We start from the raw sequence: 25,542 nt of genomic DNA on the forward strand, positions 1-25,542 counted from the left end.
GAGCGACTCAGCGCCCGAAGCTCGCCAGCTTGGCCCTCAGCTGCAGCACCGACTTGGTGTGGATCTGACTGACCCGGCTCTCGGTGACGCCGAGCACATTGCCGATCTCGGCGAGGGTCAGCCCCTCGTAGTAGTACAGCGTGACCACGGTCTTCTCCCGCTCGGGCAGCGTGTTGATCGCCCGCGCGAGGAACCTGCGCAGCTCCCGGTCCTCGGCCACCTCCACCGGATTGTCGGCGGCGGTGTCCTCCAGCGTGTCCATGAGGCTGAGCCGGTCCCCGCCCTCGCCGCCGACATGCAGCAGCTCCTCCAGCGCGACCACGTTGGCCAGCGACAACTGGCTGAACACGGCGTGCAGTTCGTCGACCTCCATGCCCAGCTCGGCGGCGACCTCGACCTCGCTCGGAGTGCGCCGCAGCCTGGCCTCCAGGGTGGCGTAGGCCCGCTCCACGTTGCGCGCCTTCTGCCGTACCGAGCGGGGGATCCAGTCCAGCGCCCGCAGCTCGTCGATCATCGCGCCGCGGATCCGGGTGATCGCGTACGTCTCGAACTTGATCTCCCGGTCGATGTCGAACTTCTCGATGGCGTCGATCAGCCCGAACACCCCGGAGGAGACGAAGTCGGCCTGCTCCACGTTGGGCGGCAGTCCGACGCTCACCCGGCCCGCGACATATTTCACGAGCGGCGAGTAGTGCAGGATCAGCTGCTCCCGCAGGCGGTCGTCCCCCGTCGCCTTGTACGACCGCCACAGCTCGTCGAGCGTCGACGGAGCGGGCGGCCGCACGCTGCCACCGTCGCGGGCGGCTGGGGGGATCGCCGCCCGGTCGGACCCGGAGGTGTGCTGGGGCATTCGTCGCCTTGTGCCGTTCTGCTGTGAAGTGCCATGAAGTGCAGCGAGGTGCTGTGAAGTGCGAGGGAGTGGGCGCGGGTGGGGTTCGTGGGCGGAAGTGGGCTGCCTGGGTGAGCTGTCGGTCCGGTGTCGAGTTGGCCGATCTGTGTCGGCGCCTTCGTGAGCGTAGCGTGACTGAGGTGTCGCGGTGTGCGAACGAAGTGGCCTCACCCTTGGGCGGGGCTCTCCGGCCGGTCCGGTGACCGCGCTGCGCAGCTCGCTCTGTGTGACCGGCCGGGGCCACCAACTCCGGGAAACGTCAAGGGCGTCGGGGGTTCCCCCGGACGGCCGAACACGCTCGGTCAGCATGAGCCGCGGCCTTCCCGGACCGACATCACCGCCTGGCGTGTCAACTTCCAGCCATCGCCGTGTCGTTCGACGTAACCAAGTGCTCGGAGTTCGTACAGTCTGGCGATCGCCTCGTCCCGGGTGGTCCGCGCGCCGAGCGCGAGCTCCTCGGCGGGGACGGCTCAGTCGCCGGGCAGGGCGGCGAGAACGGCCCGGGCCCCGGGTTCCAGCAGGTCGCGCGGGAGCACGGGCCCTCGCCGGACCGGCGCCAGGTCACCGATGTCACCCACCAGTTCGACGACTTCCGCCGCGTCGGTGACCAGGGCGGCCTCTCCGCGGAGCAGTTCGTGCACACCGGCGGAGAGAGCGCTGGTGACCGGCCCCGGCACGCCCATGGCGAAGCGGCCGAGGCGCTGTGCGGCCCGCGCGGTGGACAGCGAGCCGCTGCGGCAGGCGGCCTCCACGACGACGGTTCCCCTGGTCAGGGCGGCGATCACGCGGTTGCGGAGGAGGAACCGGCTCGGGGTCGGATGGTCGCCCGGCGGCAGTTCGCCGATCACCAGTCCCTGTTCCGCGATCCTGGCGATCAGGGCGGTGTGGCCGCGTGGGTAGGGCCGGTCGACGCCGCAGGCCAGGACGGCGACGGTGGCTCCACGCGCGGCGAGGGCACCTCGGTGGGCGGCGCCGTCGATGCCGTACGCGCCGCCCGACACCACCACCCAGCCGCGCTCGGCGAGGCCGGCGGCGAGGGTGGCGGCCACATGGGCGCCGTACTCGGTGCAGGCGCGGGCCCCCACCACGGCGACGGATCTGAGCGCCCACATGCGCAGGCTGGGCCCACCGCGCACCCAGAGCCCGAGGGGCCGGGCGTCCCCGAGGTCGTCGAGCTGCCCGGGCCACTCGGCGTCCCCCGGGTGGACGAAGCGGGCGCCGGCCTCCGCGGCGGCGGCGAGGTCCCGCTCCGGCACGGCTCGCCGGGCCCGCTCGACGAGTCCCGCCCAGCGCACCCCGCTCACCCCCGGCAACGGCTCCCCTCCCCCGCACAGACGCCGTACCACCGCCGCGACCCCCCGCTCCCGCACCCACCGGCCCGCGGCCTCGTCCCCCGGCTCGATGACCCGGGCGAGGAACACCCGTCCGAGCAGCTCGTCGCCGGCCTCCGCGCCGCCGGTCACGTCAGCGCCCCGATGGCCATCGGCACCCCTCGGGGCACCCCCGTGCGCAGTTGCAGGGCCAGGGCGACGTCGGTGGCGTCCGGGCGGTCGTGCCCGACGAGGTCGGCGACCGTCCAGGCGACCCGCAGCACCCGGTCGATGCCGCGGGCGGTGAGCACGCCGCGCTCCAGACTGCGTTCGGCCTCGTCCATGGCACCGGCCACGGGCTGGTACCGGCTGCGCAGCTCCCGGCCGGGCAGGTCGCTGTTGGTGCGCCACGGCGTTCCGGTGAGGCGGGCCGCCGCGCGCTCGCGGGCCTGCCGCACCCGGGCGGCCACGGTCGCCGTGGACTCGCCCCGGGCGCCGGGCTCGGTGAGCTCGGCCCGGGTCACCGGATCGACCTCGACACGCAGGTCCACCCGGTCCAGGAGCGGCCCGGAGAGCCGGGACTGGTAGCGGCGGATCGTCGCGGGCGGGCATTCGCAGAGGGAGTCGCGCAGCGAGAAGCGTCCGCAGGGACAGGGGTTGGCCGCCAGCACCATCAGGAAGCGCGCCGGGAACCGGACCACGCCGGCACTGCGGGCGATGACGATGTGTCCCGACTCCAGCGGCTGTCGCAGGGCGTCGAGGGTCTGGCCGTGGAACTCGGGTGCCTCGTCGAGGAAGAGCACGCCGCGGTGGGCGAGGGAGACCGCGCCGGGGCGTGCGATGCCCGGACCGCCTCCGACGAGTGACTGCATCGTGGCCGAGTGGTGCGGGGCGCAGTAGGGAGCGACGTCGATGAGCGGCTTGCCGGGCGGCAGCAGCCCGGCCACCGAGTGGACAGCCGTCACCTCGAGCGACTCCTCCCTCGTCAGCCGGGGTAGGACGGCGGGCAGCCGTTCGGCGAGCATGGTCTTGCCCGCGCCCGGCGGTCCTTCGAGGAACAGGTGGTGTCCGCCTGCGGCGGCCACCTCCACTGCCGTGCGGGCCGAGGTCTGGCCCACGACGTCCGCGAGGTCGTGGTCGAGGTCGTGCCGGGCGGCGCCGACGGTGTGCATGCCGGTGGCGGCACCGGTGCCGGGTACGCGCAGGCCGGCCAGCAAGGGGTCCGGGCGTCCCTGCTCGTCCGGCTCCTCCTCCGGGACGGGCTCCTCGGTGAGGACCGCGACGAGCTGCCGCAGGCTGCGGACGCCGAGCACCGACACCCCCGGGACCAGTGAGGCCTCCGCGGCGGCGCACTCCGGGACGACCACCTGCTCGTAGCCCGCGTCCGCGGCGGCCAGTACCGCGGGGAGGATGCCCCGCACGGGCCGCACCCGGCCGTCCAGGCCCAGTTCCCCGATCATGACGATGTCGGCGAGGACGCGGGGGTCGATCCGCTCGGCGGCGCCGAGCACCGCGCAGGCGACAGCCAGGTCGAACCCGGAGCCGGCCTTGGGCACGGACGCGGGGCTGAGTCCGACGGTGAGCTTCTTCTGCGGCCACTCGCCGCCCGAGTTCACCACCGCCGCCCTCACCCGGTCCCGGCTCTCCGTCAGGCTCTTGTCCGGGAGGCCCACCAGGGTGAAGGCCGAGACGCCCGGTTCGAGGTCGGCCTGGACCTCGACGACCACTCCCTCGACGCCCACCAGGGCGACCGAGCAGGTACGGGCGAATCCCATGTCAGGCCACCCCCCGCGCGTGCTCGACCGAAGGGGCGCCCCGGTGGGGCAGCAGGACGCCGATCAGGTCGATGCGGACGCCGCCCGGCGGGGCGCCTCCATGGGCCTGGATCCAGCGTTCGGCGAGGGCCAGCAGGCGCTGCGCCTTCTCGGGGGTGATCGCGGCCATCGGGTGCTGGAAGCCGCCGCCCCTGCGGGTCTTCACCTCGCAGACGACGAGCGCGTCCCCGTCCCGCGCCACGATGTCGATCTCACCGGACCGTCCGCAGCGCCAGTTGCGCTCCAGGATGGTCATACCGGCCTCGGCGAGCCGCCGGGCGGCCAGATTCTCGCCGTACCTGCCGAGTCCACTGCGTGCCTTGCTCATGTCGGCACCACCTCCGGCGCCAACCGTCACGCATCAGACCCCAAGATGTTGATCTTGGTGAGCTACTCGGCGGTTGTGGAAAACCTCGTCACCCGCCACAGTCGTCCGTCACCCGCCCGGAAGCTCCAGGTCGCTCTTGTTGAGCTCCTCGATGTTCACGTCCTTGAACGTCAGCACCCGGACCTGCTTCACGAAGCGGGCCGGCCGGTACATGTCCCAGACCCAGGCGTCGGCCATGGAGACCTCGAAGAAGACCTCGCCCTGGACCGAGTGCACCTGCATCTCGTAGTCGTTGGTGAGATAGAAGCGACGCTCGGTCTCGATCACGTATTTGAACAGACCGACGACATCTCGGTACTCCCGGTAGAGCTTCAGCTCCATCTCGGTCTCGTACTTCTCGAGGTCCTCGGCGCTCATGGCATGTTCCCCTTCAGCCGTGCGATCCCACCATTGTGCGCCAGTCCCGGGAGTCCTCAGACGATTTCCGTGTCGAGGGTCACGGGCCCGGCCGGGGGACCTTCGTCGAGCAGCCTCTGCAGCAGCTCGGCGAGTCTGGTCGGATACACCGTCTCATGTGCCCGGGTCAGTTCCTGACACGTCCACCAGCGCGCTCCGGCGACGCTGCGCCGCTCCAGCTCGGTCAACCCGGTCGCCGCGGTCGCCGTCTGCGTCGTACGGGCCAGGTAGTACCACTCGTCCTGGTCCCAGCGGCGGCCCGCGAACGGGAAGGAGCACCGGCGCCGCCAGAGCACGGGGCCGAGTTCGACGTCGGTGATGCCGGTCTCTTCGGCGAGTTCCCTGAGGGCGGCCTGCTCGCGCGTCTCGGCGCCCTCCAAGCCGCCTCCGGGGGTGAACCACCAGTCGTCGGCCGGGTCCTCCGGTTCATGACCGTGGAGCAGCAGGATGCGGTCCTGCGGGTCGAGCAGCACCACCCGGGCCACCTTGCGCAGCCCGCCCTCGTACGACTCCCCCGCCGACGGCTCCCCGAGGGTCTCGCAGGACGCGTGCGACGCGTACGTCGCACCGTCCGTCCGCGGGGGCTCAGCGGACACCGGCAGCCTCCGGGCGGGCCGCACGGGCCCGGGACCCGCCCAGCCGCTTGGCGATGGGGCCGTAGGCGCCGCCGGCGAGGACCAGGACGGCACCGACGACGATCAGCAGCTCGATCGTGCGCAGCGGGCCGGGCTGGGACAGGGTGCCCAGGGCCTCGAAGCCGGTGGGTCGCTTGAGCGTGCCCTTCCAGGGCCACACGACGGCGTCCACGCGTGCGGTGACCGCGTCGCGCGAGACGGTGCCCTTGGCCGCGTCCGTGAGGTGGGCCGTGGAGTCCAGGGAGCCCTGGCGTTCGTCGCCGAGGAGGAAGAGCCGGCCCTTCGGCACGGTCACCGTGGGGAAGTTCTGGTTCTCGGCGAGGCTGCCCTTGGGCAGGTACGGCTCGTCGATCTGCTTGCCGTTGACGGTCAGCTTGCCGTCGGTGCAGCAGGAGACGGTGTCGCCGCCGACCGCGACCACGCGCTTGACCACCTTGGCGCCCGTGACCCAGGTCTTGTCCTCGAAGACGACGACGTCACCGCGCTTCACCTCGCCGCCGTCGACCTTCTGCGCCAGCACCCGGTCGCCGGCGTCGATGGTGGGGGTCATGGAGCTGGTGGGCACGGTGTACGGGCGGTAGGTCACCGCTGCCCAGCCGAACCCACCGAGGAACAGCACCAGGCCCAGCGCGACGGCCAGGCTGGACAACCTGCCACCCCAGTCGACCCCGGTGTTTCCCCCACCACGCCCGGTTTTTGTCATGCCCACTCCCGATGTCGCGCTCCGCGCAGAGCACCATATCGCGCCATGAGAACAACGGGGGCGGGGGGGGGGCGGGGGGGGGAGACGGGGGGGGGGCCCCCCCCCCCCCCGGGGGGCGCGCGGGGGCGGGGGGCCCGGCGCCCCCCCCCCCCCCCCCGCCCCCCCCCCCCCCCCCGCGCGGGGGGGGCGCGGCCGCCCCCCCCCCCCCCCCCCAACCACCCCGCCCCCCCCCCCCCCCCCCCCCCCCCCCCCCTTCTCGTCGTACGACGGCCGGCTACGCCTCGCGGCGGTGCCGGCCTCCCGTGGACTCGCCGCCTTCCGCCGCGGCCGACGCGGCCCGGCGCTCCTTCTCGGCCTGCTCCTCGGCCTCCATCTCCGCGAACACGTCGATCGGCGCGGGCGCCTTCGCGAGGAAGACCCAGGTGAGCCAGACGGCCAGCAGGAACGGCGGGATCTTCAGGGCGATCAGGACCCAGCCCAGCTTGGTGGTGTCGGACCACCAGTACAGCGGGAAGAGGATCGCGCACTTGGCGAGCAGGATCAGACCCCAGGCCCAACTGGCCTTCGCGTACGCCCTCTTGCGGCCGGGGTTGCGGGTGCGCCAGGAGAGGTTCTCCTTGAAGACCGGGCCGAGGATGAGACCCATCAGGGGCACCCCGGCGACGGTCGTGACGATGTACGCCAGCGCCAGGCCCAGCGTGTAGAGCATGCCGGGGAGGTAGAAGTTCTTGGCGTCGCCGGTGAACATCGCGAACGCGACGCCGAAGGCCACGCCGAACACACCGCTGAAGGCGTGTTTGACGGTGTCCTTCATGGCCAGCCGGACGACGACCAGCAGCAGGGAGACGACCAGCGCGGCGATCGCCGACACGTGCAGGTTCTTGTTGACCGTGTAGATCGCGACGAACAGCAGGCCCGGCACGACCGTCTCGACCATGCCACGGACACCGCCGAACGCCTCGAACAGCGCGGCCTCGGTCACCGCACGGGCATCGTCCGACGGGCTGCTGTCGGTGTCTTGGGTCGGCTTGTCGAGGGACGTCACCGGCTACTCCCGTCCGAGGGGTCGCAGTTCGTATTTCGGGTTGAACAGCACCCGGCGGCCGCGGCTCATCGAGATCCGGCCCGATGCGATCAGCTTGCGCCCCGGTTCTATGCCCACGATGGAACGCCTGCCGAGCCACACCACCTCCAGCGCGGCCGTGCCGTCGAACAGCTCGGCCTCCAGCGCCGGGACTCCGGCACGCGGACGCAGAGTGACCGTGCGCAAGGTACCAGTTACGGTGACGATCTGCCGGTCATGGCAGTCACCGATCTTGACGCAGCCCGCGGTCTCGGCGTCCTCGCGCAATTCCTCGGACTCCAGGTCCTCCTGCGACGAGGAGAGCCGGTCGAGCATGCGCCGGAACCGGCCCGCCGGCTTTTCCGAACGAGGAACAGCAGTCATACCTGAAGCGTACCGGGGTGCACCGAGGGCGCCGTAGCGCAGCTCACTTCTCGAACCGGTACCCCATCCCCGGCTCCGTGATGCCCCAACCCCCGGGGGACAACCCCCGGACCCCCGGCCGCAACCCCCGCAGCTCACTTCTCGAACCGGTACCCCATCCCCGGCTCCGTGATGAAGTGCTGGGGATGCGAGGGGTCCGTCTCCAGCTTCCTGCGCAGCTGGGCCATGTACACCCGCAGGTAGTTGGTCTCCGTGCCGTACGACGGCCCCCACACCTCCTGCAACAGCTGCTTCTGGCTGACCAGGCGGCCGGTGTTGCGGACCAGCACCTCCAGCAGGTGCCACTCGGTCGGGGTGAGCCGGACGTCCTTGCCGGCGCGGTTGACCTTCTTGGCGGCCAGGTCGACGGTGAAGTCCTCGGTCTCCACGGTCGTGACGTCGTCCTCGCCGGGCCCGACCGGCTCGGCCCGGCGCACCGCGGCCCGCAGCCGGGCCAGCAGCTCGTCCATGCCGAAGGGCTTGGTGACGTAGTCGTCGGCGCCCGCGTCCAGCGCCTCCACCTTCTCGTCGGAGGAGTGGCGGGCCGACAGGACCAGGATCGGCACCCGCGTCCAGCCGCGCAGGCCCCTGATCACCTCGACGCCGTCCATGTCGGGCAGCCCCAGGTCGAGGACGACGACATCGGGATGGCGGGAGGCGGCGAGGTCGAGGGCGGTCCTGCCGTCCGGGGCCGAGTCGACCTCGTACTTGCGCGCCTTGAGGTTGATCACGAGGGCCCGCACGATCTGCGGTTCGTCGTCGACCACGAGCACCCTCGTGGGGGTCTGGGGGGTCCCCCCATCCGGGCTCAGCATAGGGTCTGCCTTTCTGATTCTGCGATGTCCTCCCCCGCGGGAAGGGATTCGGGACGCGACTCCGCCGCACGGAGGCTGAGGACCATGGTGAGTCCGCCGCCCGGCGTGTCCTCGGCGTTGAGGGTGCCGCCCATGGCCTCGGCGAAGCCCCGGGCGACCGCGAGGCCGAGCCCGACGCCGGCGCCGCGCGGAGCGTCACCGTACCGCTGGAAGGGCTCGAAGATCCGGTCTTTCGCCTCGTCCGGCACGCCCGGCCCGCGGTCCACCACCCGCACCTCGACCCGGTCGGCTATGGCGCTGGCGGAGACCAGCACCCGGCAGCCGCGCGGACTGTACTTGACGGCGTTCTCCACCAGGTTGGCCACGGAACGCTCCAGCAGCCCCGGGTCGACGGCGGCCATCGGCAGGCTCTCGGGCACGTCCAGCTCGACGCTGTCCTCGGGTACGCCCCCCAGTGCCATCGGCACGACCTCGTCCACGTCTATCTCGCGGATGAGCGGAGTGACGGTGCCAGTCTGCAGACGGGACATGTCGAGGAGGTTGCCCACGAGGTGGTCGAGCCGGTCGGCGCCCTCCTCGATGCCCTCCAGCAGCTCCGCCCGGTCCTCCTCGGACCATGCCACGTCGTCGGAGCGCAGGCTGGAGACGGCGGCCTTGATGCCGGCCAGCGGGGTGCGCAGGTCGTGGCTGACGGCGGCCAGGAGGGCGGTGCGGATGCGGTTGCCCTCGGCGAGCGCGCGGGCCTGGTCCGCCTCCTCCTGCAGCCGCCTGCGGTCCAGGGCGACGGCGGCCTGCGCGGCGAAGGCGGCCAGCACCCGGCGGTCCTCGGCGGGCAGCACGCGGCCGGTGAGCGCTAGCGCGATGTGGTCGCCGACCGGCATGTCCACGTCGGCGTCCTCGGGCCGCTCCAGCGGGGGCCCGAACCCGGCGCGTCCGGCAGTGGTCCACGGTTCGACGTCGCCCGCCCGCTCCAGCAGCGCGGCCGACTCCATCCCGAAGGTCTCGCGGACCCGTTCCAGCAGCTCCTCCAGGCTGGTCTCGCCGCGCAGCACGTTCCCGGCGAGGAAGGAGAGGATCTCGGACTCGGCGCGCAGCCGGGCGGCCTGGTGGGTGCGCCGGGCGGCGAGGTCCACCACCGAGGCCACCGACATGCCGACGCCGAAGAAGATCGCGATGGCGACGATGTTCTTCGGGTCGGCGATCGTCAGGCGGTGCAGCGGCGGGGTGTAGAAGTAGTTCAGCAGCAGCGAGCCGAACGCCGCCGAGGCCAGGGCGGGCAGCAGGCCGCCGAGCAGCGCCGCCGCGACGGTGACGGCCAGGAACAGCAGCATGTCGTTGGCGAGGCCGAGGTCGACGGTGTTCAGCAGCACCGCGAGGACCGCGGGGCCCACCAGGCCGATGCCCCAGCCCCAGACGATCCGGGCCCGGCCGAGGCGTGCGCCCCGGGCGACGGGCAGTCCCCGGCCCTTGGCGACCTCCTCGTGGGTGACGATGTGGACGTCGAGGTCGGGTCCGGACTCGCGGGCGACGGTGGCGCCGACGCCGGGCCCGAAGACGTACTGCCAGGCCTTGCGGCGCGAGGAGCCGAGCACGATCTGGGTGGCGTTGACGCCCCGCGCGAAGTCGAGCAGGGCGGCCGGTATGTCGTCGCCGACCACGTGGTGGAAGGTGCCGCCCAGGTCCTCCACGAGGGTGCGCTGGACGGCCAGTTCCTTCGGGGAGGCGGACGTCAGCCCGTCGCTGCGGGCTATGTAGACGGCGAGCACTTCCCCGCCGGCGCCCTTCTCGGCCAGCCGCGCGGCCCGGCGGATCAGTGTGCGCCCCTCGGGGCCGCCGGTCAGCCCGACCACGATCCGCTCCCGTGAACCCCAGATCTTGGAGACCCGGTGTTCGCTGCGGTACTCGTTCAGGTACTCGTCGACCCGGTCGGCCACCCAGAGCAGAGCCAGCTCGCGCAGGGCGGTGAGGTTGCCGGGGCGGAAGTAGTTGGACAGGGCCGCGTCGACCTTGTCGGGCTGGTAGATGTTGCCGTGCGCCATGCGGCGGCGCAGCGCCTGCGGGGACATGTCGACCAGCTCGATCTGGTCGGCCCGCCGTACCACCTCGTCGGGGACGGTCTCGCGCTGCCGCACCCCGGTGATCGACTCGACGACGTCGCCGAGTGACTCCAGGTGCTGGATGTTGACGGTCGAGATCACGTCGATGCCGGCGGCGAGCAGTTCCTCGACGTCCTGCCAGCGCTTGGCGTTGCGCGAGCCCGGGATGTTCGTGTGGGCCAGTTCGTCCACCAGGGCGACGGCGGGGGCGCGGCGCAGCACGGCGTCGACGTCCATCTCACCGAAGGTGGCATCCCGGTACTCCAGCTGCTTGCGCGGCACCTGCTCCAGACCGTGCAGCATCACCTCGGTGCGGGGCCGGCCGTGGTGCTCGACGAAGGCCACGACGCAGTCGGTGCCCCGTTCCACCCGGCGGTGCGCCTCGGACAGCATCGCGTAGGTCTTGCCCACGCCCGGTGCCGCACCGAGGTAGATACGAAGCTTGCCGCGTGCCATGGCCCCATTGTCTTCCCGTAACTGCCGCCTACGCAGCGTCGACCTTACGGCCAACAATCGCGGCATACGGGACAGGGCGACGGGGCGCGGGCAACTTTGACGCAACCCTGATGAGCCGGACGGCTCACCTCTCGGTGATCTCGCCGTCGCGCAGCTCCAGCACTCGGTCGGCCAGGTCCAGCAGGGTCGCGTCGTGGGTGGCGACCAGGGCGGTGACCTGCTCGCTGTGCACGACGGCCCGCAGCAGCTCCATGACGGCGTGTCCGGTCTCGGCGTCGAGCTGGCCGGTCGGTTCGTCGGCGATGAGCAGGGCGGGCCGGTTGGCGAGGGCGCGCGCGACGGCGACCCGCTGCTGCTGGCCACCGGACAGCTCGGCCGGCCGCTGGGCCGCGTGCCCGGCGAGTCCGACCAGCGCGAGCAGCAGCTCGACGCGCTCCTCGCGCGCGTGCGGGTCGGCGCGGCGCAGCCGCAGCGGTACGCCGACGTTCTCGGCGGCGGTGAGGACCGGGATGAGCCCGAAGGACTGGAAGACGAACCCGATCCGGTCCCGGCGCAGCCGCAGCAGCTCGCCCTCGCCCAGCTCGCCCAGCTGCAGCCCGTCCACCTCGACCCGCCCCCGATCAGGTGTGTCGAGTCCGCCGACGATGTTCAGCAGGGTGGTCTTGCCGGACCCCGAACGCCCCTTGAGAGCGACCAGCTCCCCCCGCCCCACCTCCAGGGAGACCCCACGCAGCGCATGCACGGCCGCGGCCCCCCGCCCGAACGACTTGTGCACGCCCTCGACCCGCACCATGGTGCCGGTGACCACCTGCGCCACAACGCCTCCCCCATCGACGGGACGTCAGTATCACCGGTCGGATCACCGCGCCGAAAGGGGCGCGGGGAACTGCGCGGGCAACAACGGCGAAACCGCGCCCGGCCGACAAGGAACGCCCCCTGGCGGCGCGACCGCAAAACGGGCCGCACCTCGAAGGCACGGCCCGTACATCCTGCTGAACCCGGTGGAGCGCCTAGCGGACTTCCGTGATCTCCGGGCCCCGCTGCAACTGCCCCATACCCCCGGAGAAGCGCGAGCCCTCCTCCTGCTGGACCCCTTCGGGGACCATCTGCGCGTCGTTGGGCAGCTTGAGGACGATCGGGTCGCGGGGCGCCATCGGGCCCTCGCCGCGGACCACGACCGTGTCGCGGAAGATCTGTTCCAGCAGACCGGCGGCCTGCGGCTGCACCGCGCCCTGCCCGGAGATCACACCGCGCAGGAACCAGCGCGGGCCGTCCACGCCGACGAACCGGACGACCTGGAAGCCGCCGGTGCCGTCGGGAAGCTGCACCGGAACCTGGGCACGCAGTTCCCAGCCGAGCGGTCCCTCGACCTCGTCGACGATGCCACCCTGCTGCGTGATGCCGGCCCCGATCTCCTCGCGGACCTCGCCCCAGATGCCCTCGCGCTTGGGGGCGGCGAACGCCTGGAGCTGGACGGCGCTGTCCCGCAGGACGACGGTCGCGGCGACGATCGCGTCGCCGGCCACCTCGACCCGCAACTCCATGCCGTCGACGCCCGGGATGAACAGCCCGCCGAGGTCGACACGGCCCTCGGCCGGGTCGCGCACCTCGCTGCTGTCCCACGGCCCGTCGGGCCGCGGTTCGGGCTCCAGCCGGACGCGCTCGCGCTCGGCCTCCACTTCCTCGTCCGCCTCGGTGTCGACGCTGTCGACGACCTGCTCGGCCTCGCCGGCCGCGTCCTCGGCGGCACCCTTCTTGTTGCGACGTCCGAACACGTCACTGTCCTTCCCGGTCGGATACGACCGAAGCGTATCGATTCCCACCTGTCGGGCCCCCATCGGCGGCCCGACCGCTTGTGCCGCTCGCGTCGCCCACCGCGGCATGGCCACCGGTGGACCCGAAGCCCCCCTCGGCCCGCGCCGAGCCGGGAAGTTCCGCGACCTCCTGGAAGCGGACCCTCTCGACCTGCTGGACGACCAGTTGGGCAATCCGGTCGAAGCGCTCGAACCGCACGCGCTCGCGCGGGTCGAGATTCACCACGATCACCTTGATCTCCCCACGGTACCCGGCATCAACCGTCCCCGGGGCATTCACGAGGGCGACACCGCAGCGGGCGGCGAGGCCGGAGCGGGGATGCACGAAGGCCGCATACCCCTCCGGGAGGGCGATCGACACCCCCGTGGGCAGCACGGCCCGCTCTCCGGGCCCCAGCTCGCACGCCTCGGTGGTGCGCAGATCGGCCCCGGCGTCCCCGGGATGCTCGTACGCCGGAAGCGGGACGTCGGGGTCGACGCGCCGGATCAGTACGTCGAGAGGATTACTCACGGGTTCACCTCGAAGGCACGGGCGCGCCGGATCTGGTCCGGGTCGCTCATGGCGGCCCGGATCTCCTCCTGGCGGCCGTGGTCGATGAAGTGGTCGACCTTCACCTCGATGAAGAGGGCGTCGGCGCGGACGGCGACGGGACCGTCGGGGGCGCCGACGCGTCCGGTGGCGGTGGAGTAGATCTTCCGCCCGGCGACGGCGGTGACCTCGGCCTCCAGGTACAGCGTGGTGCCGACGGGCACGGGCCGCACGAAGTCCGTCTCCAGCCGTCCCGTCACGGCGATGGTGCGCAGCAGCCAGTTCAGCGAGCCGAGGGTCTCGTCCAGGGCGGTGGCCAGCACTCCGCCGTGTGCGAGGCCCGGGGCGCCCTGGTGGGCGGGCTGGACGGTGAACTCGGCGGTCAGGGAGACGCCCTCACCGGCCCGGGCCTCCAAGTGCAGCCCGTGCGACTGGCCGGGGCCACATCCGAAACAGTGTTCGTAGTGGGCACCGAGAAGTTCCCCGGGCGCGGGCGCGTCGGGGTGCCGTACCGGTTTCAACGCGTCGGCGGGAGGCTGAAGGCTTGCGGAACTACCACTCACAGGCGCAGACCTTACCCGCGCGTCGGGGACATCCGGATCCCGTGCCAAGCTTGGCTGCATGCAGCTCTCCGCCACCCCCTACGAAGAACGCCTCACCGCCCCCCGCTCGTGGTGGCTGATCAGCTTTCTCGTGGGCGTCTCGTTCGCCCTCATCCTGCTGCCGTTCGGCACCCTGCCGCTGCTGGGCGGGCTGGTCGGCGGTACGGCCGCGGCGGCGGTGGTGGCCAGCGCCTACGGCTCCCCGCGCATCCGTGTGGTGGGCGACTCGCTGATCGCGGGCGAGGCGAGGATCCCGGTGGCGGCGCTGGGCGAGTCGGAGGTGCTGGACGCGGAGGAGGCCCGCGCCTGGCGGACGTACAAGGCCGACACCCGCGCCTTCCTGCTGCTGCGGGCCTACATCCCGGGGGCGCTGAAGGTGGAGGTCACCGATCCGGAGGACCCCACGCCGTACCTGTACCTGTCGACGCGGGAGCCGGAACGGCTGGCGGCGGCGATCGAGGCGGCCCGGGAGGCGCACGCCCAGAGCTCTCCGGAAAGCTAGAGCTCTCCGGGAAGATCGCTCAGCTTCAAGGGCTCCGCGGGCTCCTCCAGCGGCGGCAGCTCCGGCAGCTCGTCCCAGGGGACCTGGGTCTTGCGCAGGTCGGTCCGGATCCGGGCGGCGAGTCTCTTGGTGTCCCGGCGGTTCATGACGGCCCCGACCGCGGCGCCGACCATGAACGGCATCAGGTTGGGCAGGTCGCGGACCATCCGCTTCATGATCTGCTGGCGCAGTTCGCGCTTCATGCGGCCGCCCAGGGCCGCGTCGTACGTCGACGGCTTCATCACGTCGATCCCGCGCTCCCCCGACCAGGAGGACAGATACGCGGTGCTGCGGGTGGTGAGGTTGCCCCGCGGTCGTGCGCCGTAGACCTCGTGCAGTTCGGCGATGAGCTTCAGCTCGATCGCGGCGACCCCGGTGATCTCCGCGGCCAGCTCGGTCGGCATGGCCGGCGGTACCGGCAGCATCGCCGCGGCCCCGACTCCGGCTCCGATCGTGGAGGTCCCGGCCGCCGCGCCCGCCACGAGCTTGTCGGCGATCCCCTCGGGCCCGAGCCCCGGGAACTGCTTGCGCAGGGTGGCGAGGTCGCGTACGGGGATACGCGGGGCGATCGCGATGATCCGGTCCGCGAGGTACGCCAGACCCTCTCGGGCGCGGCTGCCGCCCCTGCGGGCCCCTTCCCGGGCCATGTACCGGGCTCTGTCACGCACCACCGCCGCCCGTCGCCTGGCGACGGGCGCGGGCTGCCGCTGCGGCGCCGGGTGGTCAGCCCGGTCGGCCGCGGCTTCGAGCGGGGCCACCGCTCCCGGTGAGCCCCGCTCGTCGTCACGCGCGCCGTGTGGGCCGTCGGACGGCCCTTCGTCCGCCTTCCCGAGGGAGAAGCGGCGCTTCCGAGGAGGGGTCGAGCCAGACACGGCCGACCCGTCCTCAGTCGCAGTCGCGGCAGATCGGCTGACCGTTCTTCTCCCGGGCCAGCTGGCTGCGGTGGTGCACCAGGAAGCAGCTCATGCAGGTGAACTCGTCCTGCTGCTTCGGCAGGACCCGGACGGCCAGCTCCTCGTTCGAGAGGTCCGCCCCGGGCAGCTCGAGGCCCTCTGCGGCCTCGAACTCGTCGACGTCCACGGCGGACGTGGACTTGTCGTTCCGCCGCGCCTTCAGCTCTTCCAGGCTGTCCGAGTCGACGTCGTCGTCGGTCTTGCGTGGAGTGTCGTAATCGGTTGCCATATCGCTCTCCCCCTCTGGGTGTCTGCGGTGTCTCCAGCGCACGTAACGCGTGAGAGGCCGGACTTGTGCCCGACCTGAGGCGGAGATTTTGCCTCACATCAAGGTCTGTTACTCAATCGACACCCAACCCGACCCCTCAAGTGTGATCGGCTTGGATGGCGGAGAGGACCGTACACGGTTCGAATGTCGCACCTCAAAGGCGCCTCACCGTGTACTTCCCGTGATCATGAGCCCTGAAAACCAGGACTTTCCCGGCTTTCCACCTTCTGTCATGATCACGGAGAGTACATGGCCGAAAATCCGCCCATGTGATTGATCACACAGTAAGAACCGTGTCGGGCGGTCCGAAAATTCCGCGCGGAGCGAACACGGCCCCGCGTGTGTCGGTCCGTGTCACATCGGCAGGGTGACGCGCATCACCAGACCGCCGCCCTCGCGGGGCTGCGCCACGATGTGGCCGCCGTGCGCGCGGGCCACGGACCGGACGATGGACAGGCCGAGGCCGACGCCCTTGTCGCTGCCCGTCCGCTCGGTACGCAAACGCCTGAAGGGCTCGAACAGGTTGTCGATCTCGTACGCCGGCACCACCGGTCCGGTGTTCGTGACGGTCAGCACCGCCTGTCCGTGCCGGACCTCGGTGTTCACCTCCACCCAGCCGGACTCGGCCACGTTGTAGCGCACCGCGTTCTGCACCAGGTTCAGCGCGATGCGCTCCAGCAGCACGCCGTTGCCCTGCACCACGGCGGGCTTGCGCTCACCACGGATCTTCACGCCCTTGGCGTCGGCCTCGGCGTGCACCTGGTCGACGGCCTGGGTGGCCACCTCGGCCAGGTCGACGGGTTTGCGCTCGACGATCTGGTTGTCGCTGCGGGCGAGCAGCAACAGGCCCTCCACCAGCTGCTCGCTGCGCTCGTTGGTGGCCAGCAGCGTCTTGCCGAGCTGCTGCAGCTCCACCGGCGCGCCGGGGTCGGACAGGTGCACCTCGAGGAGCGTGCGATTGATCGCCAGCGGGGTGCGCAGCTCGTGGGAGGCGTTGCCGACGAAGCGCTGCTGGGCGGTGAAGGCCCGCTGCAGCCGCTCCAGCATGTCGTCGAAGGTGTCGGCCAGCTCCTTCAGCTCGTCGTCCGGGCCGTCCAGCTCGATCCGGCGGGACAGGTCGGAACCGGCCACCGCGCGGGCGGTGCGGGTGATCCGGCCGAGCGGGGACAGCACCCGGCCGGCCATCGCGTAGCCGAACGCGAAGGCGATCACGGCGAGGCCGAGCAGGGCCAGCAGCGAGCGGCTGAGCAGGTTGTCCAGCGCCGCCTGGCGCTGCTGGTCCACGCAGTGGGCGATGATGTCGTTGAAGTCGGACAGCGGCAGCCGGGTGGAGTTGATCGCGGTGATCGCCGGGCAGTTGTCGCTGGTGACCTTGATGTCGGTGCCGCCGGCGATCTTGAACAGCGGCTGGTTGCCGGTGCTGATCGCCTGGGCGGCGAGCAGGTAGATGATCGACAGCAGCAGGATGCCGGCGATCAGGAACATGCCGCCGTACAGCAGCGTCAGCCGTATGCGGATGGTGGGGCGCAGCCACGGGAAGGGGGGCTGCGGCTTCCTGGGGTCCCAGGTGGGCTTCGGTGGCGCCTGTGGCGGCGCGGGGGTGGTGGCCACGGGATCAGATCCGGTAGCCGGAGCCGGGGACGGTCACGATGACCGGCGGCTCGCCCAGCTTGCGGCGCAGGGTCATCACCGTCACACGCACCACGTTGGTGAACGGATCGGTGTTCTCGTCCCAGGCCTTCTCCAGCAGCTGCTCCGCCGAGACCACGGCGCCCTCGCTGCGCATCAGCACCTCCAGCACCGCGAACTCCTTCGGCGCCAGCTGGACCTCCTTGCCGTCGCGGAAGACCTCGCGGCGGTTGGGGTCGAGCTTGATTCCGGCCCGCTCCAGGACCGGCGGCAGGGGCACGCTGGTGCGGCGGCCGAGGGCGCGCACGCGGGCGATCAGCTCGCTGAACGCGAACGGCTTGGGCAGATAGTCGTCGGCGCCGATCTCCAGACCCTCGACCCGGTCGCTGACGTCGCCGGAGGCGGTGAGCATGAGCACGCGCGTGGGCATGCCGAGCTCCACGATCTTGCGGCAGACGTCGTCTCCGTGCACGAGCGGGAGGTCGCGGTCGAGGACGACCACGTCGTAGTCGTTGACGCCGATGCGCTCCAGGGCGGCCGCACCGTCGTACACGACGTCGACGGCCATGGCCTCCCGGCGCAGTCCGGTGGCCACCGCATCCGCGAGCAGTTGCTCGTCCTCGACGACGAGTACGCGCACGTCGCTTGTCCTTCCTCATGTCCACCCGCGTAGCGCGCCGTGAGCGCGTGCGGGCAGGGGTGTTCGTGGGGTGTGACCTCCATCCTGCCCTTTTCGGCCGTAAGTCGGCTGTAAGGCGGGTTGCGGACCGTACGGATCGGCGTCCTGGAGCGGGAATGCGGGATTTTCTCCGGCGGTTGAGGTTTCCGGGAAAGGGAGCGGGGGGAGGACGGCTTTACACCCCGCGATCACGCTCTGCATGTGCCGCAACACCATGTGGTACTCCGCGATCCGCTTCGCAGAGTGGGCGTGGGTGTCCGGCACCGTCGCCGCCCGGCTGGGCAGCGCTGGGCACCTGCGAGAGCCGTGATCGCCTCTTTTCCCCAGGCACACCCCCGTGCCACCGACCCACGACCCTGGACGAGGGGGCGCAGCATGGACGCTTTCACCGCAGGACTTCTGCAGCGCATAAGGGCGACCGAGTCCGACCTGTCGCGGGCTCGTGACGAGGGCGACGACTTCCTCGTCGAGGTGGAGCAGGCAGAGCTCGACGACCTGCGCCGCCTCGCCGCCGAACATGGTGTGGAGGTCACCGCGTCACGCGTCTGATCGGCTCTGAAGCGCAAGAAGGGACCCCGGCGAATCCAGCGCCGGGGTCCCTTTGCGTCGTCAGGATCACGTCGTACGGGTCGCGTCGTACAGGTCACGTCGACGGGTCCCGGCCCCGTCTCAGTCGTGCCAGGCGCCGAAATCCTCCAGCAGCCGCTGGAGGGGCTCGAAGACGCCCGGGGTCCCCGCGACCGTCAGATCGCCCGACGGGCGCTCTCCGGGGCGTCCACCGGTCAGCGCGCCCGCCTCCCGGGCGATCAGATCCCCCGCCGCGTGGTCCCAGGCGTGCAGACCGCGCTCGTAGTAGCCGTCCAGCCGTCCGCAGGCCACGTCGCACAGGTCGACCGCCGCCGAGCCGCTGCGCCGGATGTCCCGCAGCAGCGGGATCAGCCGGGCCGCGACCTCGGCCTGGTGGGCGCGGACCGAGGAGACGTAGTTGAAGCCGGTGGAGACCAGCGCCTGGTCCAGCGGGGGCGCGGGACGGCAGGCGAGCGCGCGCTCGCCCTCCCACGCGCCCGTGGCCCACGCCCCCGCGCCGCGCACGGCGTGGTACGTCTCGCCGCGCATCGGAGCCGCGACGACCCCGACGACCGTCTCGCCGTCCTGCTCCGCCGCGATGGACACCGCCCAGGTCGGCAGGCCGTACAGGTAGTTCACCGTGCCGTCGAGCGGGTCGATCACCCAGCGGACGCCGCTCGTGCCCGGAGCGGAGGCGCCCTCCTCGCCGAGGAAACCGTCCTCGGGCCGCCGGCCCGAGATCAGATCGGTGATCAGTTTCTCCGCCGCGATGTCCATCTCGGTGACGACGTCGATCGGGCTGGACTTGGTCCTCGCGACGGACAGGTCGGCCGGGCGGCCGTCCCGCAGCAGCTCGCCGGCGCGGCGGGCGGCCTCGGTGGCCAGGTCGAGCAGTTCCCGGTGCAGGGGGTCGGTCACGGGTCTCCTCACGCGTAGGGGCTGTCGGCACCGGCGGCGGCCGGGCGGGGCGCGCGGGCGGGGCAGCAGCCGACCGGGCAGAGGTCGTGGCTCGCGCCCAGGGCGCCCAGGGCGCAGGGAGTGACCTCCTGGCCGCGCTCCACGGCGGCGCGCTCGGTGATCAGCTCGCGGATCGCGGCGGCGAACCGCGGGTCGGCGCCCACGGTCGCCGAGCGGCGCACCGGCAGGCCCAGCTCCTCCGCCTTGGCCGTGGCCTCGGTGTCGAGGTCGTAGAGGACCTCCATGTGGTCGGAGACGAAGCCGATGGGGGCCATCACGACGGCAGGGGCGCCGGCGCCGTGCAGCTCCTCCAGGTGGTCGCAGATGTCCGGCTCCAGCCAGGGGATGTGCGGCGCGCCGGAGCGGGACTGGTAGACGAGCCGCCAGGGGTGGGCGACCCCGGTGCGCTCGCGGACGGCGTCGGCGATCAGCTGGGCCACGTCCAGGTGCTGCTCCACGTAGGCGCCGCCCTCGCCGTGGGCCTCGACCGGGCCGGAGGTGTCGGCGGCGGACGTCGGGACGGAGTGGGTGGTGAAGGCGATGTGGGCGCCGGCCCGGACGTCCTCGGGGAGGTCGGCGAGGGAGCGCAGCACACCGTCGATCATGGGATCGACGAAGCCGGGGTGGTTGAAGTAGTGCCGCAGCTTGTCGATCCTCGGCGGTTCCACGCCCTCGGCCTGCAGCGCGGCCAGCGCGTCGGCGAGGTTCTCGCGGTACTGGCGGCAGCCCGAGTACGAGGCGTAGGCGCTGGTGGTGAGCACCAGGACGCGGCGGCGGCCGTCGGCGGCCATCTCGCGCAGGGTGTCCGTCAGGTACGGCGCCCAGTTGCGGTTGCCCCAGTAGACCGGCAGGTCCAGACCGTGCTCGGCGAAGTCCTTGCGCAGGGCGTCCAGCAGGGCGCGGTTCTGGTCGTTGATGGGGCTGACCCCGCCGAACAGGAAGTAGTGCTGCCCGACTTCCTTGAGGCGTTCCTTCGGGATGCCGCGCCCGCGCGTGACGTTCTCCAGGAACGGGACCACGTCGTCCGGGCCTTCGGGACCGCCGAAGGAGAGCAGGAGCAGGGCGTCGTACGGGGTGGCATCGAGCGCGTCTGGCATGCCTCGATCCTGCCACCCGGCTCTGACAGCCGGGGAACCGCCGAGTGAAGAGTCGGGTTCCAGTTGGTTTAGGGCGGTTTTTCCAGCCGTCGCGCGAGGTGCGTTTAGGGTCACCTAACTCGTAATCTGTACCAGCTGCATTCGCGCCTTACCGAGCCGTTCCGGAGACCACGTGCCCAGCCCTTACAGAGCCCTGTTCGAGATGCCCGGCACCAAGGCCTTCTCCGCCGCGGGGCTGCTCGGCCGGATGCCGCTGTCGATGATGGGCATCGGCGTGGTCACGATGATCTCCCAGCTCACCGGGCGGTACGGGCTCGCGGGCGCGCTCTCGGCCACCATGGCGCTGTCCGCCGCGGCGATCGGGCCGCAGATATCCCGGCTGGTCGACCGGCACGGGCAGCGCCGGGTGCTGCGACCCGCGACCCTGGTGGCCCTCACGGCGGCGGCCGGTCTGCTGCTCGCGGCGCACTTCGAGTGGCCGGACTGGGCGCTGTTCGTGTGCGCGGCCGGGATCGGCTCGGTGCCCAGCCTCGGCGCGATGATCCGGGCCCGCTGGGCGGCGCTGTACCGGGGCACCCCGAAGCTGCACACCGCGTACTCGTTCGAGTCGGTCGTCGACGAGGTGTGCTTCATTTTCGGCCCGATCATCTCCATCGGGCTGTCGACGGCCTGGTTCCCGGAGGCCGGACCACTGCTGGCGGCCTGCTTCCTGGCGGCCGGCGTCCTCTGGCTCACCTCGCAGCGCGCCACCGAGCCGGAGCCGCACCCCCGCGAGAAGCACGGCGGCGGCAGCGCCCTGCGCGCGGCCGGGCTGCAGGTGCTGGTGGCGACCTTCGTGGCGACCGGCACGATCTTCGGGGCGGTGGACGTCGTCACCGTCGCCTTCGCCGACGAGCGCGGCCACAAGGGCGCCGCGAGCGTGGTCCTCGCGCTGTACGCGGCCGGCTCCTGCGTGGCCGGCGTGGTCTTCGGGCTGCTGCGCTTCGCCGGCCGCCCGGAACGTCGCTGGCTGCTGGGCGTGGCGACGACGGCCGTGAGTATGATCCCCCTCCTACTGGTCGGAAACCTGCCGCTTCTGGCCGTGGCGCTGTTCGTTGCGGGGCTGTCCATCGCACCGACGATGATCACGACGATGTCCCTCATCGAAGAGCACGTACCTCGCGCGCAGCTCACCGAGGGCATGACCTGGGTGAGCACCGGCCTCGCGGTTGGTGTCGCGCTCGGCTCCTCCGTCGCCGGCTGGGTGATCGACGCAGCCGGGGCGCGCGCCGGGTACGGGGTTCCGGCGGTGTCCGGAGCCGTCGCGGTCGTGGTCGGTTTCCTCGGGTACCGCCGGCTCAGCAGGCCGGCCGCGGGTCGGGGAGGCACCGTTGAGCAGCACAGCGAGCGGGAAGAACGGCACCTGGCGTAACTGGGGCGGGAACGTCGCCGCACGGCCCGCCCGGCAGGTGGCGCCTGCCTCGGTGGAGGAGCTGGCGGCGGCGGTGCGCCGGGCACGCGAGGACGGCCTGAAGGTGAAGGCGGTCGGGACCGGCCACTCCTTCACGTCGATCGCCGCCACCGACGGTGTGTTGATCCGCCCTCAACTGTTGACCGGCATCCGCACCATCGACCGGGCCGCCATGACGGTCACGGTGGAGGCGGGCACCCCGCTCAAGCGACTCAACACGGCTCTCGCGCGCGAGGGCCTGTCGCTCACCAACATGGGCGACATCATGGAGCAGACCGTCTCCGGGGCCACCAGCACCGGTACGCACGGCACGGGCCGCGAGTCCGCCTCCATCGCCGCCCAGATCAAGGGGCTCGAACTCGTCACGGCGGACGGCTCGGTGCTCACCTGCTCCGAGAAGGAGAACCCGGAGGTCTTCGCCGCGGCCCGAACAGGCCTCGGCGCACTCGGCATCGTCACCGCGATCACCTTCGCCGTGGAGCCCCTCTTCCTGCTCACCGCGCGCGAGGAGCCGATGCCCCTCGACCGGGTGATCGCCGAATTCGATCAACTCTGGGCGGAGAACGAGCACTTCGAGTTCTACTGGTTCCCGCACACCGGCAACACCAACACCAAGCGCAACAATCGCAGCGCCGGCCCCGAGCAGCCCGTGGGGCAGCTGGCCGGCTGGATCGAGGACGAGTTCCTCTCCAACGGCGTCTTCCAGGTGGCCCAGTGGATCGGCCGCGCCGCCCCGGCCACCGTCCCCGCCATCGCGCGGATATCCAGCAAGGCCCTGTCCGCGCGGACGTACACGGACATCCCCTACAAGGTCTTCACCTCGCCGCGCCGGGTGCGCTTCGTGGAGATGGAGTACGCCGTCCCGCGCGCGGCCCTGACGCAGACGCTGCGTGAGCTGAAGGCCATGGTCGACCGCTCGGGCCTGCGCGTCAGCTTCCCCGTCGAGGTGCGCACCGCCCCGGCCGACGACATCACCCTGTCCACCGCCTCCGGCCGGGACAGCGCCTACGTCGCCGTGCACATGTTCCAAGGGACGCCCTACCAGGCCTACTTCACCGCCGCCGAGCGCATCTTCACCGCGCACGAGGGACGGCCGCACTGGGGCAAGGTGCACACCCGGGACGCCGAGTACTTCGCGCGGGTCTACCCGCGCTTCGGCGAGTTCACGGCGCTGCGGGACCGTCTCGACCCGGAACGGCTGTTCCAGAACGACTACTTGCGGAGGGTTCTGGGGGCGTAGCCGTCGGGGCGGAGCCGCTGGGCGCGGGAGCCGGGGTGGCCGGGGCACCGCTCGGCTCCGCGTCCGGGGAGCCGCTCGGCGCGGGCGTCGCCGAGTGCGCCGTACCGGTGTCACCGGATCCGGACCGGCCGCTCAAGCGCGAATCCGAGGAAGGCGCGGAGGGCGCTGAGGGTACGGAGGGCGACGGGGGTGTCGCGTGGTCCGGCGTCGAGGAGGACGGGCTCCGGCCGGTGACGGCGTCGCTGACCGTCGTCCCCCGGCCGCCGCTGAAGCTGTTGCCCGACACCAGTTCGTACGTGGTGATGCCGGCCATGGTCACCCCGAACACCAGGGCGGCGGCGACCAGCGGCCCTCTGCGACTCCTGACCCGCGCGCGGTAGACGGTGCCCTCGCCGAACTCACCCGGGGCGGTTGCACCTGCCCCTGCGGCCGTGCGGTCACCGCGGTCCGCTCCCGCAACTGTTCGCCGGTCCGCTTGAAGAAGTGCTGGAACAGCGTGCCCCCGCAGGTGGCGACCACGCTGACCACTCCCGCGCCGAGGATCGTGCCGTACACCCCGAAGTACGAGGCCAGTTTGGCCGCGACCACGGCTGCCAGCGCGCTGCCCGCGACCTGGGGGACGTTCAGGTCGATCCGCTTCCGACCCGCATCGGGCGTGTTACGCATACCCGGAACTTGCCTGCCTTTCCCGTGCTCGACCGACATGGATCGACCTACTGCACGAGAGAGGGACGTACAGGCGAAACCATTAGTTCCGTTTCTGGGGATTGCGTGAAGTTCGCCACGTTCATGATCGGTAAAACCGGTTGCCGACGGCCAAGTCGCATCCCTTGCCAGAAGTTGGGCGGCGCGCCAATCCACGCACGTGGTCCGAATGGAGTACTGTTGCGAGCCCTGGGTCCGGTCTCCCACCAGGGTGCCCGCGGCCTTGCAGGACCGCCGGGAGGGGGCTAGTTGCACAGGGTGACAGAGTTGGTCACTTAGCGTTGCGAACAGGTAACCGTGCCATAACGGCGGTCCAGGGCCCGCGCCCGACACGCCGGGCAACTCGGCAAGGTTGTGGCAGGCTGCACCCGGGCAGGCCACACTCGACTAGCGGAAGCAGCGACGCACGTGACGTCGGCAGGCACCACCCGGGAGGTCCCCATGCCCGAACTGCGTGTCGTGGCCGTCTCGAATGACGGCACACGGCTGGTGCTCAAGGCTGCCGACGCAACGGAGTACACCCTTCCGATCGACGAACGGCTGCGCGCCGCCGTGCGCGGCGACCGGCCACGGCTCGGACAGATCGAGATCGAGGTCGAGAGCCATCTGCGCCCCCGCGACATCCAGGCGCGTATACGCGCGGGTGCCACCGCGGAAGAGGTCGCACAGCTCGCCGGCATCCCCGTCGACCGGGTACGGCGCTTCGAGGGTCCCGTGCTGGCCGAGCGCGCCTTCATGGCCGAGCGGGCCCGCAAGACCCCGGTCCGCCGCCCCGGCGAGAACTCCGGGCCGTTGCTCGGCGAGGCCGTGCAGGAGCGGCTGCTGCTGCGCGGTGCCGAGAAGGACACCGTGCAGTGGGACTCCTGGCGCCGGGACGACGGCACTTGGGAGGTGCTGCTCGTCTACCGGGTCGCGGGCGAACCGCACTCGGCGAGCTGGACGTACGACCCGCCCCGGCGGCTCGTCCAGGCCGTGGACGACGAGGCGCGCTCGCTGATCGGCGAGTCCGACGACCTCGCCGTGCCGGAGCCGAGCTTCCCGTTCGTCCCCCGCATCGCCCGGCTGCCGCGCGAGCGTTCGATGGACCGCGCCCTGGATCGGAGCGACCGCGAGCGGCCGAGCCTGCCCGCGCAGGCCTCCGAGCCCGCCGAGGAGAGCACCGGCGAACGGGACTCGCTGACCAGCCTGCTGGAGGCCGTCCCTAGCTTCCGGGGCGACCTCGTGGTCCCGGAACGCCCGTCGGAGACCCTGGAGGAGCCCACCGAGGAACCGGCCGCGGAAGAGCCTCCGGCGCCCGCCGCATCGGCCGGCTCGGCCTACGCGGACGTCCTCATGCCGCGCTCCGTCGGCAGCCATCGAGACCGGCTCATCGGTGCCACCGACCGCCAGGCCGAGGCCGACGGTGTCCGCCCGGGCCGCCGCGCCGCCGTCCCGAGCTGGGACGAGATCGTGTTCGGCACGCGCCGCAAGAAGCAGGAATAGCACGGCCACGGCGGAGGGCAGGGGCACGCGCGCGTGCCCCT

25 protein-coding genes and 2 pseudogenes are annotated in these 25,542 nt (G+C 71.8%); 5 read left to right on the forward strand and 22 right to left on the reverse strand.

Annotated elements, in window-relative coordinates; all coding sequences use genetic code 11:
* Positions 1-7: 7 nt before the first annotated feature.
* The 15 genes and pseudogenes from whiG to ACIHEJ_RS27310 form a co-directional block, all read right to left on the reverse strand.
* Complete coding sequence (whiG, locus tag ACIHEJ_RS27240) at positions 8-850, reverse strand: RNA polymerase sigma factor WhiG (RefSeq protein WP_400139305.1); 843 nt, start codon at positions 848-850, stop codon at positions 8-10.
* Positions 851-1,191: 341 nt separating this feature from the next.
* A pseudogene (dprA, locus tag ACIHEJ_RS27245) lies at positions 1,192-2,352 on the reverse strand (DNA-processing protein DprA).
* Entirely contained in the window at positions 2,349-3,974 is a 1,626-nt protein-coding gene (locus ACIHEJ_RS27250; protein WP_400139307.1) for a YifB family Mg chelatase-like AAA ATPase, read from the reverse strand. The pseudogene dprA and the gene ACIHEJ_RS27250 overlap by 4 nt, the downstream one beginning before the upstream one ends.
* 1 nt (position 3,975) lies before the next feature.
* Entirely contained in the window at positions 3,976-4,341 is a 366-nt protein-coding gene (locus ACIHEJ_RS27255) for a YraN family protein (protein WP_400139308.1), read from the reverse strand.
* 108 nt (positions 4,342-4,449) lie between these two features.
* On the reverse strand, positions 4,450-4,758 hold the full coding sequence (locus ACIHEJ_RS27260) for a DUF2469 domain-containing protein (RefSeq protein ID WP_003965949.1): 309 nt from the start codon (positions 4,756-4,758) through the stop codon (positions 4,450-4,452).
* Positions 4,759-4,814: 56 nt separating this feature from the next.
* Positions 4,815-5,291 (reverse strand): NUDIX hydrolase, encoded by a 477-nt coding sequence (locus tag ACIHEJ_RS27265; RefSeq protein WP_400139524.1) that lies wholly within the window; start codon positions 5,289-5,291, stop codon positions 4,815-4,817.
* A 91-nt stretch (positions 5,292-5,382) separates the two neighbouring features.
* A complete protein-coding gene (gene lepB, locus ACIHEJ_RS27270) occupies positions 5,383-6,135 on the reverse strand; it encodes a signal peptidase I (protein WP_400139310.1) in 753 nt (250 codons plus the stop codon).
* A 274-nt stretch (positions 6,136-6,409) separates the two neighbouring features.
* Positions 6,410-7,180, reverse strand: a complete 771-nt coding sequence (locus ACIHEJ_RS27275; protein ID WP_400139312.1) for a DUF3159 domain-containing protein — start codon at positions 7,178-7,180, stop codon at positions 6,410-6,412.
* 3 nt (positions 7,181-7,183) lie between these two features.
* Positions 7,184-7,582 carry an OB-fold nucleic acid binding domain-containing protein gene (locus ACIHEJ_RS27280; RefSeq protein ID WP_400139314.1) on the reverse strand — a complete coding sequence of 133 codons (399 nt, stop codon included), beginning with the start codon at positions 7,580-7,582 and terminating at the stop codon, positions 7,184-7,186.
* Positions 7,583-7,716: 134 nt separating this feature from the next.
* On the reverse strand, positions 7,717-8,436 hold the full coding sequence (locus tag ACIHEJ_RS27285; RefSeq protein WP_400139316.1) for a response regulator: 720 nt from the start codon (positions 8,434-8,436) through the stop codon (positions 7,717-7,719).
* Entirely contained in the window at positions 8,430-10,988 is a 2,559-nt protein-coding gene (locus ACIHEJ_RS27290) for an ATP-binding protein (RefSeq protein ID WP_400139318.1), read from the reverse strand. Before ACIHEJ_RS27290 ends, ACIHEJ_RS27285 begins: the two co-directional genes overlap by 7 nt.
* A gap of 124 nt (positions 10,989-11,112) precedes the next feature.
* A complete protein-coding gene (locus ACIHEJ_RS27295; RefSeq protein ID WP_400139320.1) occupies positions 11,113-11,805 on the reverse strand; it encodes an ABC transporter ATP-binding protein in 693 nt (230 codons plus the stop codon).
* A gap of 193 nt (positions 11,806-11,998) precedes the next feature.
* Positions 11,999-12,763 (reverse strand): DUF3710 domain-containing protein, encoded by a 765-nt coding sequence (locus ACIHEJ_RS27300; protein ID WP_400139322.1) that lies wholly within the window; start codon positions 12,761-12,763, stop codon positions 11,999-12,001.
* Between the two features lies 1 nt (position 12,764).
* Positions 12,765-13,313, reverse strand: a complete 549-nt coding sequence (gene dut / locus ACIHEJ_RS27305; RefSeq protein WP_400139324.1) for a dUTP diphosphatase — start codon at positions 13,311-13,313, stop codon at positions 12,765-12,767.
* Positions 13,310-13,894 carry a PaaI family thioesterase gene (locus ACIHEJ_RS27310; RefSeq protein ID WP_400139326.1) on the reverse strand — a complete coding sequence of 195 codons (585 nt, stop codon included), beginning with the start codon at positions 13,892-13,894 and terminating at the stop codon, positions 13,310-13,312. The genes dut and ACIHEJ_RS27310 overlap by 4 nt, the downstream gene beginning before the upstream one ends.
* Before the next feature lie 58 nt (positions 13,895-13,952).
* On the opposite strand from ACIHEJ_RS27310, the gene ACIHEJ_RS27315 reads away from it, so the two are divergent.
* Complete coding sequence (locus tag ACIHEJ_RS27315; protein ID WP_400139328.1) at positions 13,953-14,435, forward strand: DUF3093 domain-containing protein; 483 nt, start codon at positions 13,953-13,955, stop codon at positions 14,433-14,435.
* Here ACIHEJ_RS27315 and ACIHEJ_RS27320 read toward each other — a convergent pair.
* The 4 genes from ACIHEJ_RS27320 to ACIHEJ_RS27335 all read right to left on the reverse strand — a co-directional run bounded on the left by ACIHEJ_RS27320 (position 14,432) and on the right by ACIHEJ_RS27335 (position 17,964).
* Positions 14,432-15,346: a hypothetical protein gene (locus ACIHEJ_RS27320; protein ID WP_400139330.1), complete on the reverse strand. Its 915-nt coding sequence runs from the start codon at positions 15,344-15,346 to the stop codon at positions 14,432-14,434. The genes ACIHEJ_RS27315 and ACIHEJ_RS27320 overlap by 4 nt on opposite strands.
* A gap of 13 nt (positions 15,347-15,359) precedes the next feature.
* The gene (locus tag ACIHEJ_RS27325) at positions 15,360-15,656 is read right to left on the reverse strand and encodes a DUF4193 domain-containing protein (RefSeq protein ID WP_005481602.1); all 297 of its coding nucleotides are present in this window, start codon (positions 15,654-15,656) and stop codon (positions 15,360-15,362) included.
* A 393-nt stretch (positions 15,657-16,049) separates the two neighbouring features.
* Positions 16,050-17,306: a sensor histidine kinase gene (locus ACIHEJ_RS27330; RefSeq protein WP_400139332.1), complete on the reverse strand. Its 1,257-nt coding sequence runs from the start codon at positions 17,304-17,306 to the stop codon at positions 16,050-16,052.
* Positions 17,307-17,310: 4 nt separating this feature from the next.
* A complete protein-coding gene (locus tag ACIHEJ_RS27335; protein WP_003993508.1) occupies positions 17,311-17,964 on the reverse strand; it encodes a response regulator transcription factor in 654 nt (217 codons plus the stop codon).
* Between the two features lie 414 nt (positions 17,965-18,378).
* Here ACIHEJ_RS27335 and ACIHEJ_RS27340 point away from each other — a divergent pair, with 414 nt between their 5' ends.
* On the forward strand, positions 18,379-18,552 hold the full coding sequence (locus tag ACIHEJ_RS27340) for a hypothetical protein (RefSeq protein ID WP_400139334.1): 174 nt from the start codon (positions 18,379-18,381) through the stop codon (positions 18,550-18,552).
* Between the two features lie 120 nt (positions 18,553-18,672).
* On the opposite strand, the gene ACIHEJ_RS27345 is transcribed toward ACIHEJ_RS27340, so the two are convergent.
* Together ACIHEJ_RS27345 and ACIHEJ_RS27350 are read right to left on the reverse strand one after the other, a co-directional pair.
* Positions 18,673-19,488: an inositol monophosphatase family protein gene (locus tag ACIHEJ_RS27345; protein WP_400139336.1), complete on the reverse strand. Its 816-nt coding sequence runs from the start codon at positions 19,486-19,488 to the stop codon at positions 18,673-18,675.
* Positions 19,489-19,496: 8 nt separating this feature from the next.
* On the reverse strand, positions 19,497-20,624 hold the full coding sequence (locus ACIHEJ_RS27350; RefSeq protein ID WP_400139338.1) for a ferrochelatase: 1,128 nt from the start codon (positions 20,622-20,624) through the stop codon (positions 19,497-19,499).
* A gap of 172 nt (positions 20,625-20,796) precedes the next feature.
* Between ACIHEJ_RS27350 and ACIHEJ_RS27355 the strand changes: the two genes are divergently transcribed.
* Positions 20,797-22,035 (forward strand): MFS transporter, encoded by a 1,239-nt coding sequence (locus ACIHEJ_RS27355; protein ID WP_400139340.1) that lies wholly within the window; start codon positions 20,797-20,799, stop codon positions 22,033-22,035.
* Positions 21,995-23,314 (forward strand): D-arabinono-1,4-lactone oxidase, encoded by a 1,320-nt coding sequence (locus tag ACIHEJ_RS27360; protein WP_400139342.1) that lies wholly within the window; start codon positions 21,995-21,997, stop codon positions 23,312-23,314. The genes ACIHEJ_RS27355 and ACIHEJ_RS27360 overlap by 41 nt, the downstream gene beginning before the upstream one ends.
* Here the strand turns inward: ACIHEJ_RS27360 and ACIHEJ_RS27365 are convergent.
* Positions 23,238-23,980: pseudogene (locus tag ACIHEJ_RS27365) on the reverse strand (hypothetical protein). The gene ACIHEJ_RS27360 and the pseudogene ACIHEJ_RS27365 overlap by 77 nt on opposite strands.
* A 480-nt stretch (positions 23,981-24,460) precedes the next feature.
* Here ACIHEJ_RS27365 and sepH point away from each other — a divergent pair.
* On the forward strand, positions 24,461-25,501 hold the full coding sequence (sepH, locus tag ACIHEJ_RS27370; RefSeq protein ID WP_400139343.1) for a septation protein SepH: 1,041 nt from the start codon (positions 24,461-24,463) through the stop codon (positions 25,499-25,501).
* The last annotated feature ends 41 nt before the right edge of the window (positions 25,502-25,542 follow it).

Origin of the sequence: Streptomyces sp. NPDC052301, from assembly GCF_044593395.1 — a bacterium.
Classification (GTDB): Bacteria; Actinomycetota; Actinomycetes; order Streptomycetales; family Streptomycetaceae; genus Streptomyces.

Excerpts from the sequence above, each read along its gene's own strand:
- ACIHEJ_RS27340 (WP_400139334.1), top strand. The coding sequence starts at position 18,379 with ATGGACGCTTTCACCGCAGGACTTCTGCAGCGCATAAGGGCGACCGAG.
- sepH (WP_400139343.1), top strand. The coding sequence starts at position 24,461 with ATGCCCGAACTGCGTGTCGTGGCCGTCTCGAATGACGGCACACGGCTG.
- ACIHEJ_RS27290 (WP_400139318.1), bottom strand. The coding sequence starts at position 10,988 with ATGGCACGCGGCAAGCTTCGTATCTACCTCGGTGCGGCACCGGGCGTG.
- ACIHEJ_RS27260 (WP_003965949.1), bottom strand. The coding sequence starts at position 4,758 with ATGAGCGCCGAGGACCTCGAGAAGTACGAGACCGAGATGGAGCTGAAG.
- lepB (WP_400139310.1), bottom strand. The coding sequence starts at position 6,135 with ATGACAAAAACCGGGCGTGGTGGGGGAAACACCGGGGTCGACTGGGGT.
- ACIHEJ_RS27325 (WP_005481602.1), bottom strand. The coding sequence starts at position 15,656 with ATGGCAACCGATTACGACACTCCACGCAAGACCGACGACGACGTCGAC.
- ACIHEJ_RS27350 (WP_400139338.1), bottom strand. The coding sequence starts at position 20,624 with ATGCCAGACGCGCTCGATGCCACCCCGTACGACGCCCTGCTCCTGCTC.
- ACIHEJ_RS27280 (WP_400139314.1), bottom strand. The coding sequence starts at position 7,582 with ATGACTGCTGTTCCTCGTTCGGAAAAGCCGGCGGGCCGGTTCCGGCGC.
- whiG (WP_400139305.1), bottom strand. The coding sequence starts at position 850 with ATGCCCCAGCACACCTCCGGGTCCGACCGGGCGGCGATCCCCCCAGCC.
- ACIHEJ_RS27250 (WP_400139307.1), bottom strand. The coding sequence starts at position 3,974 with ATGGGATTCGCCCGTACCTGCTCGGTCGCCCTGGTGGGCGTCGAGGGA.
- ACIHEJ_RS27285 (WP_400139316.1), bottom strand. The coding sequence starts at position 8,436 with ATGCTGAGCCCGGATGGGGGGACCCCCCAGACCCCCACGAGGGTGCTC.
- ACIHEJ_RS27255 (WP_400139308.1), bottom strand. The coding sequence starts at position 4,341 with ATGAGCAAGGCACGCAGTGGACTCGGCAGGTACGGCGAGAATCTGGCC.
- ACIHEJ_RS27315 (WP_400139328.1), top strand. The coding sequence starts at position 13,953 with ATGCAGCTCTCCGCCACCCCCTACGAAGAACGCCTCACCGCCCCCCGC.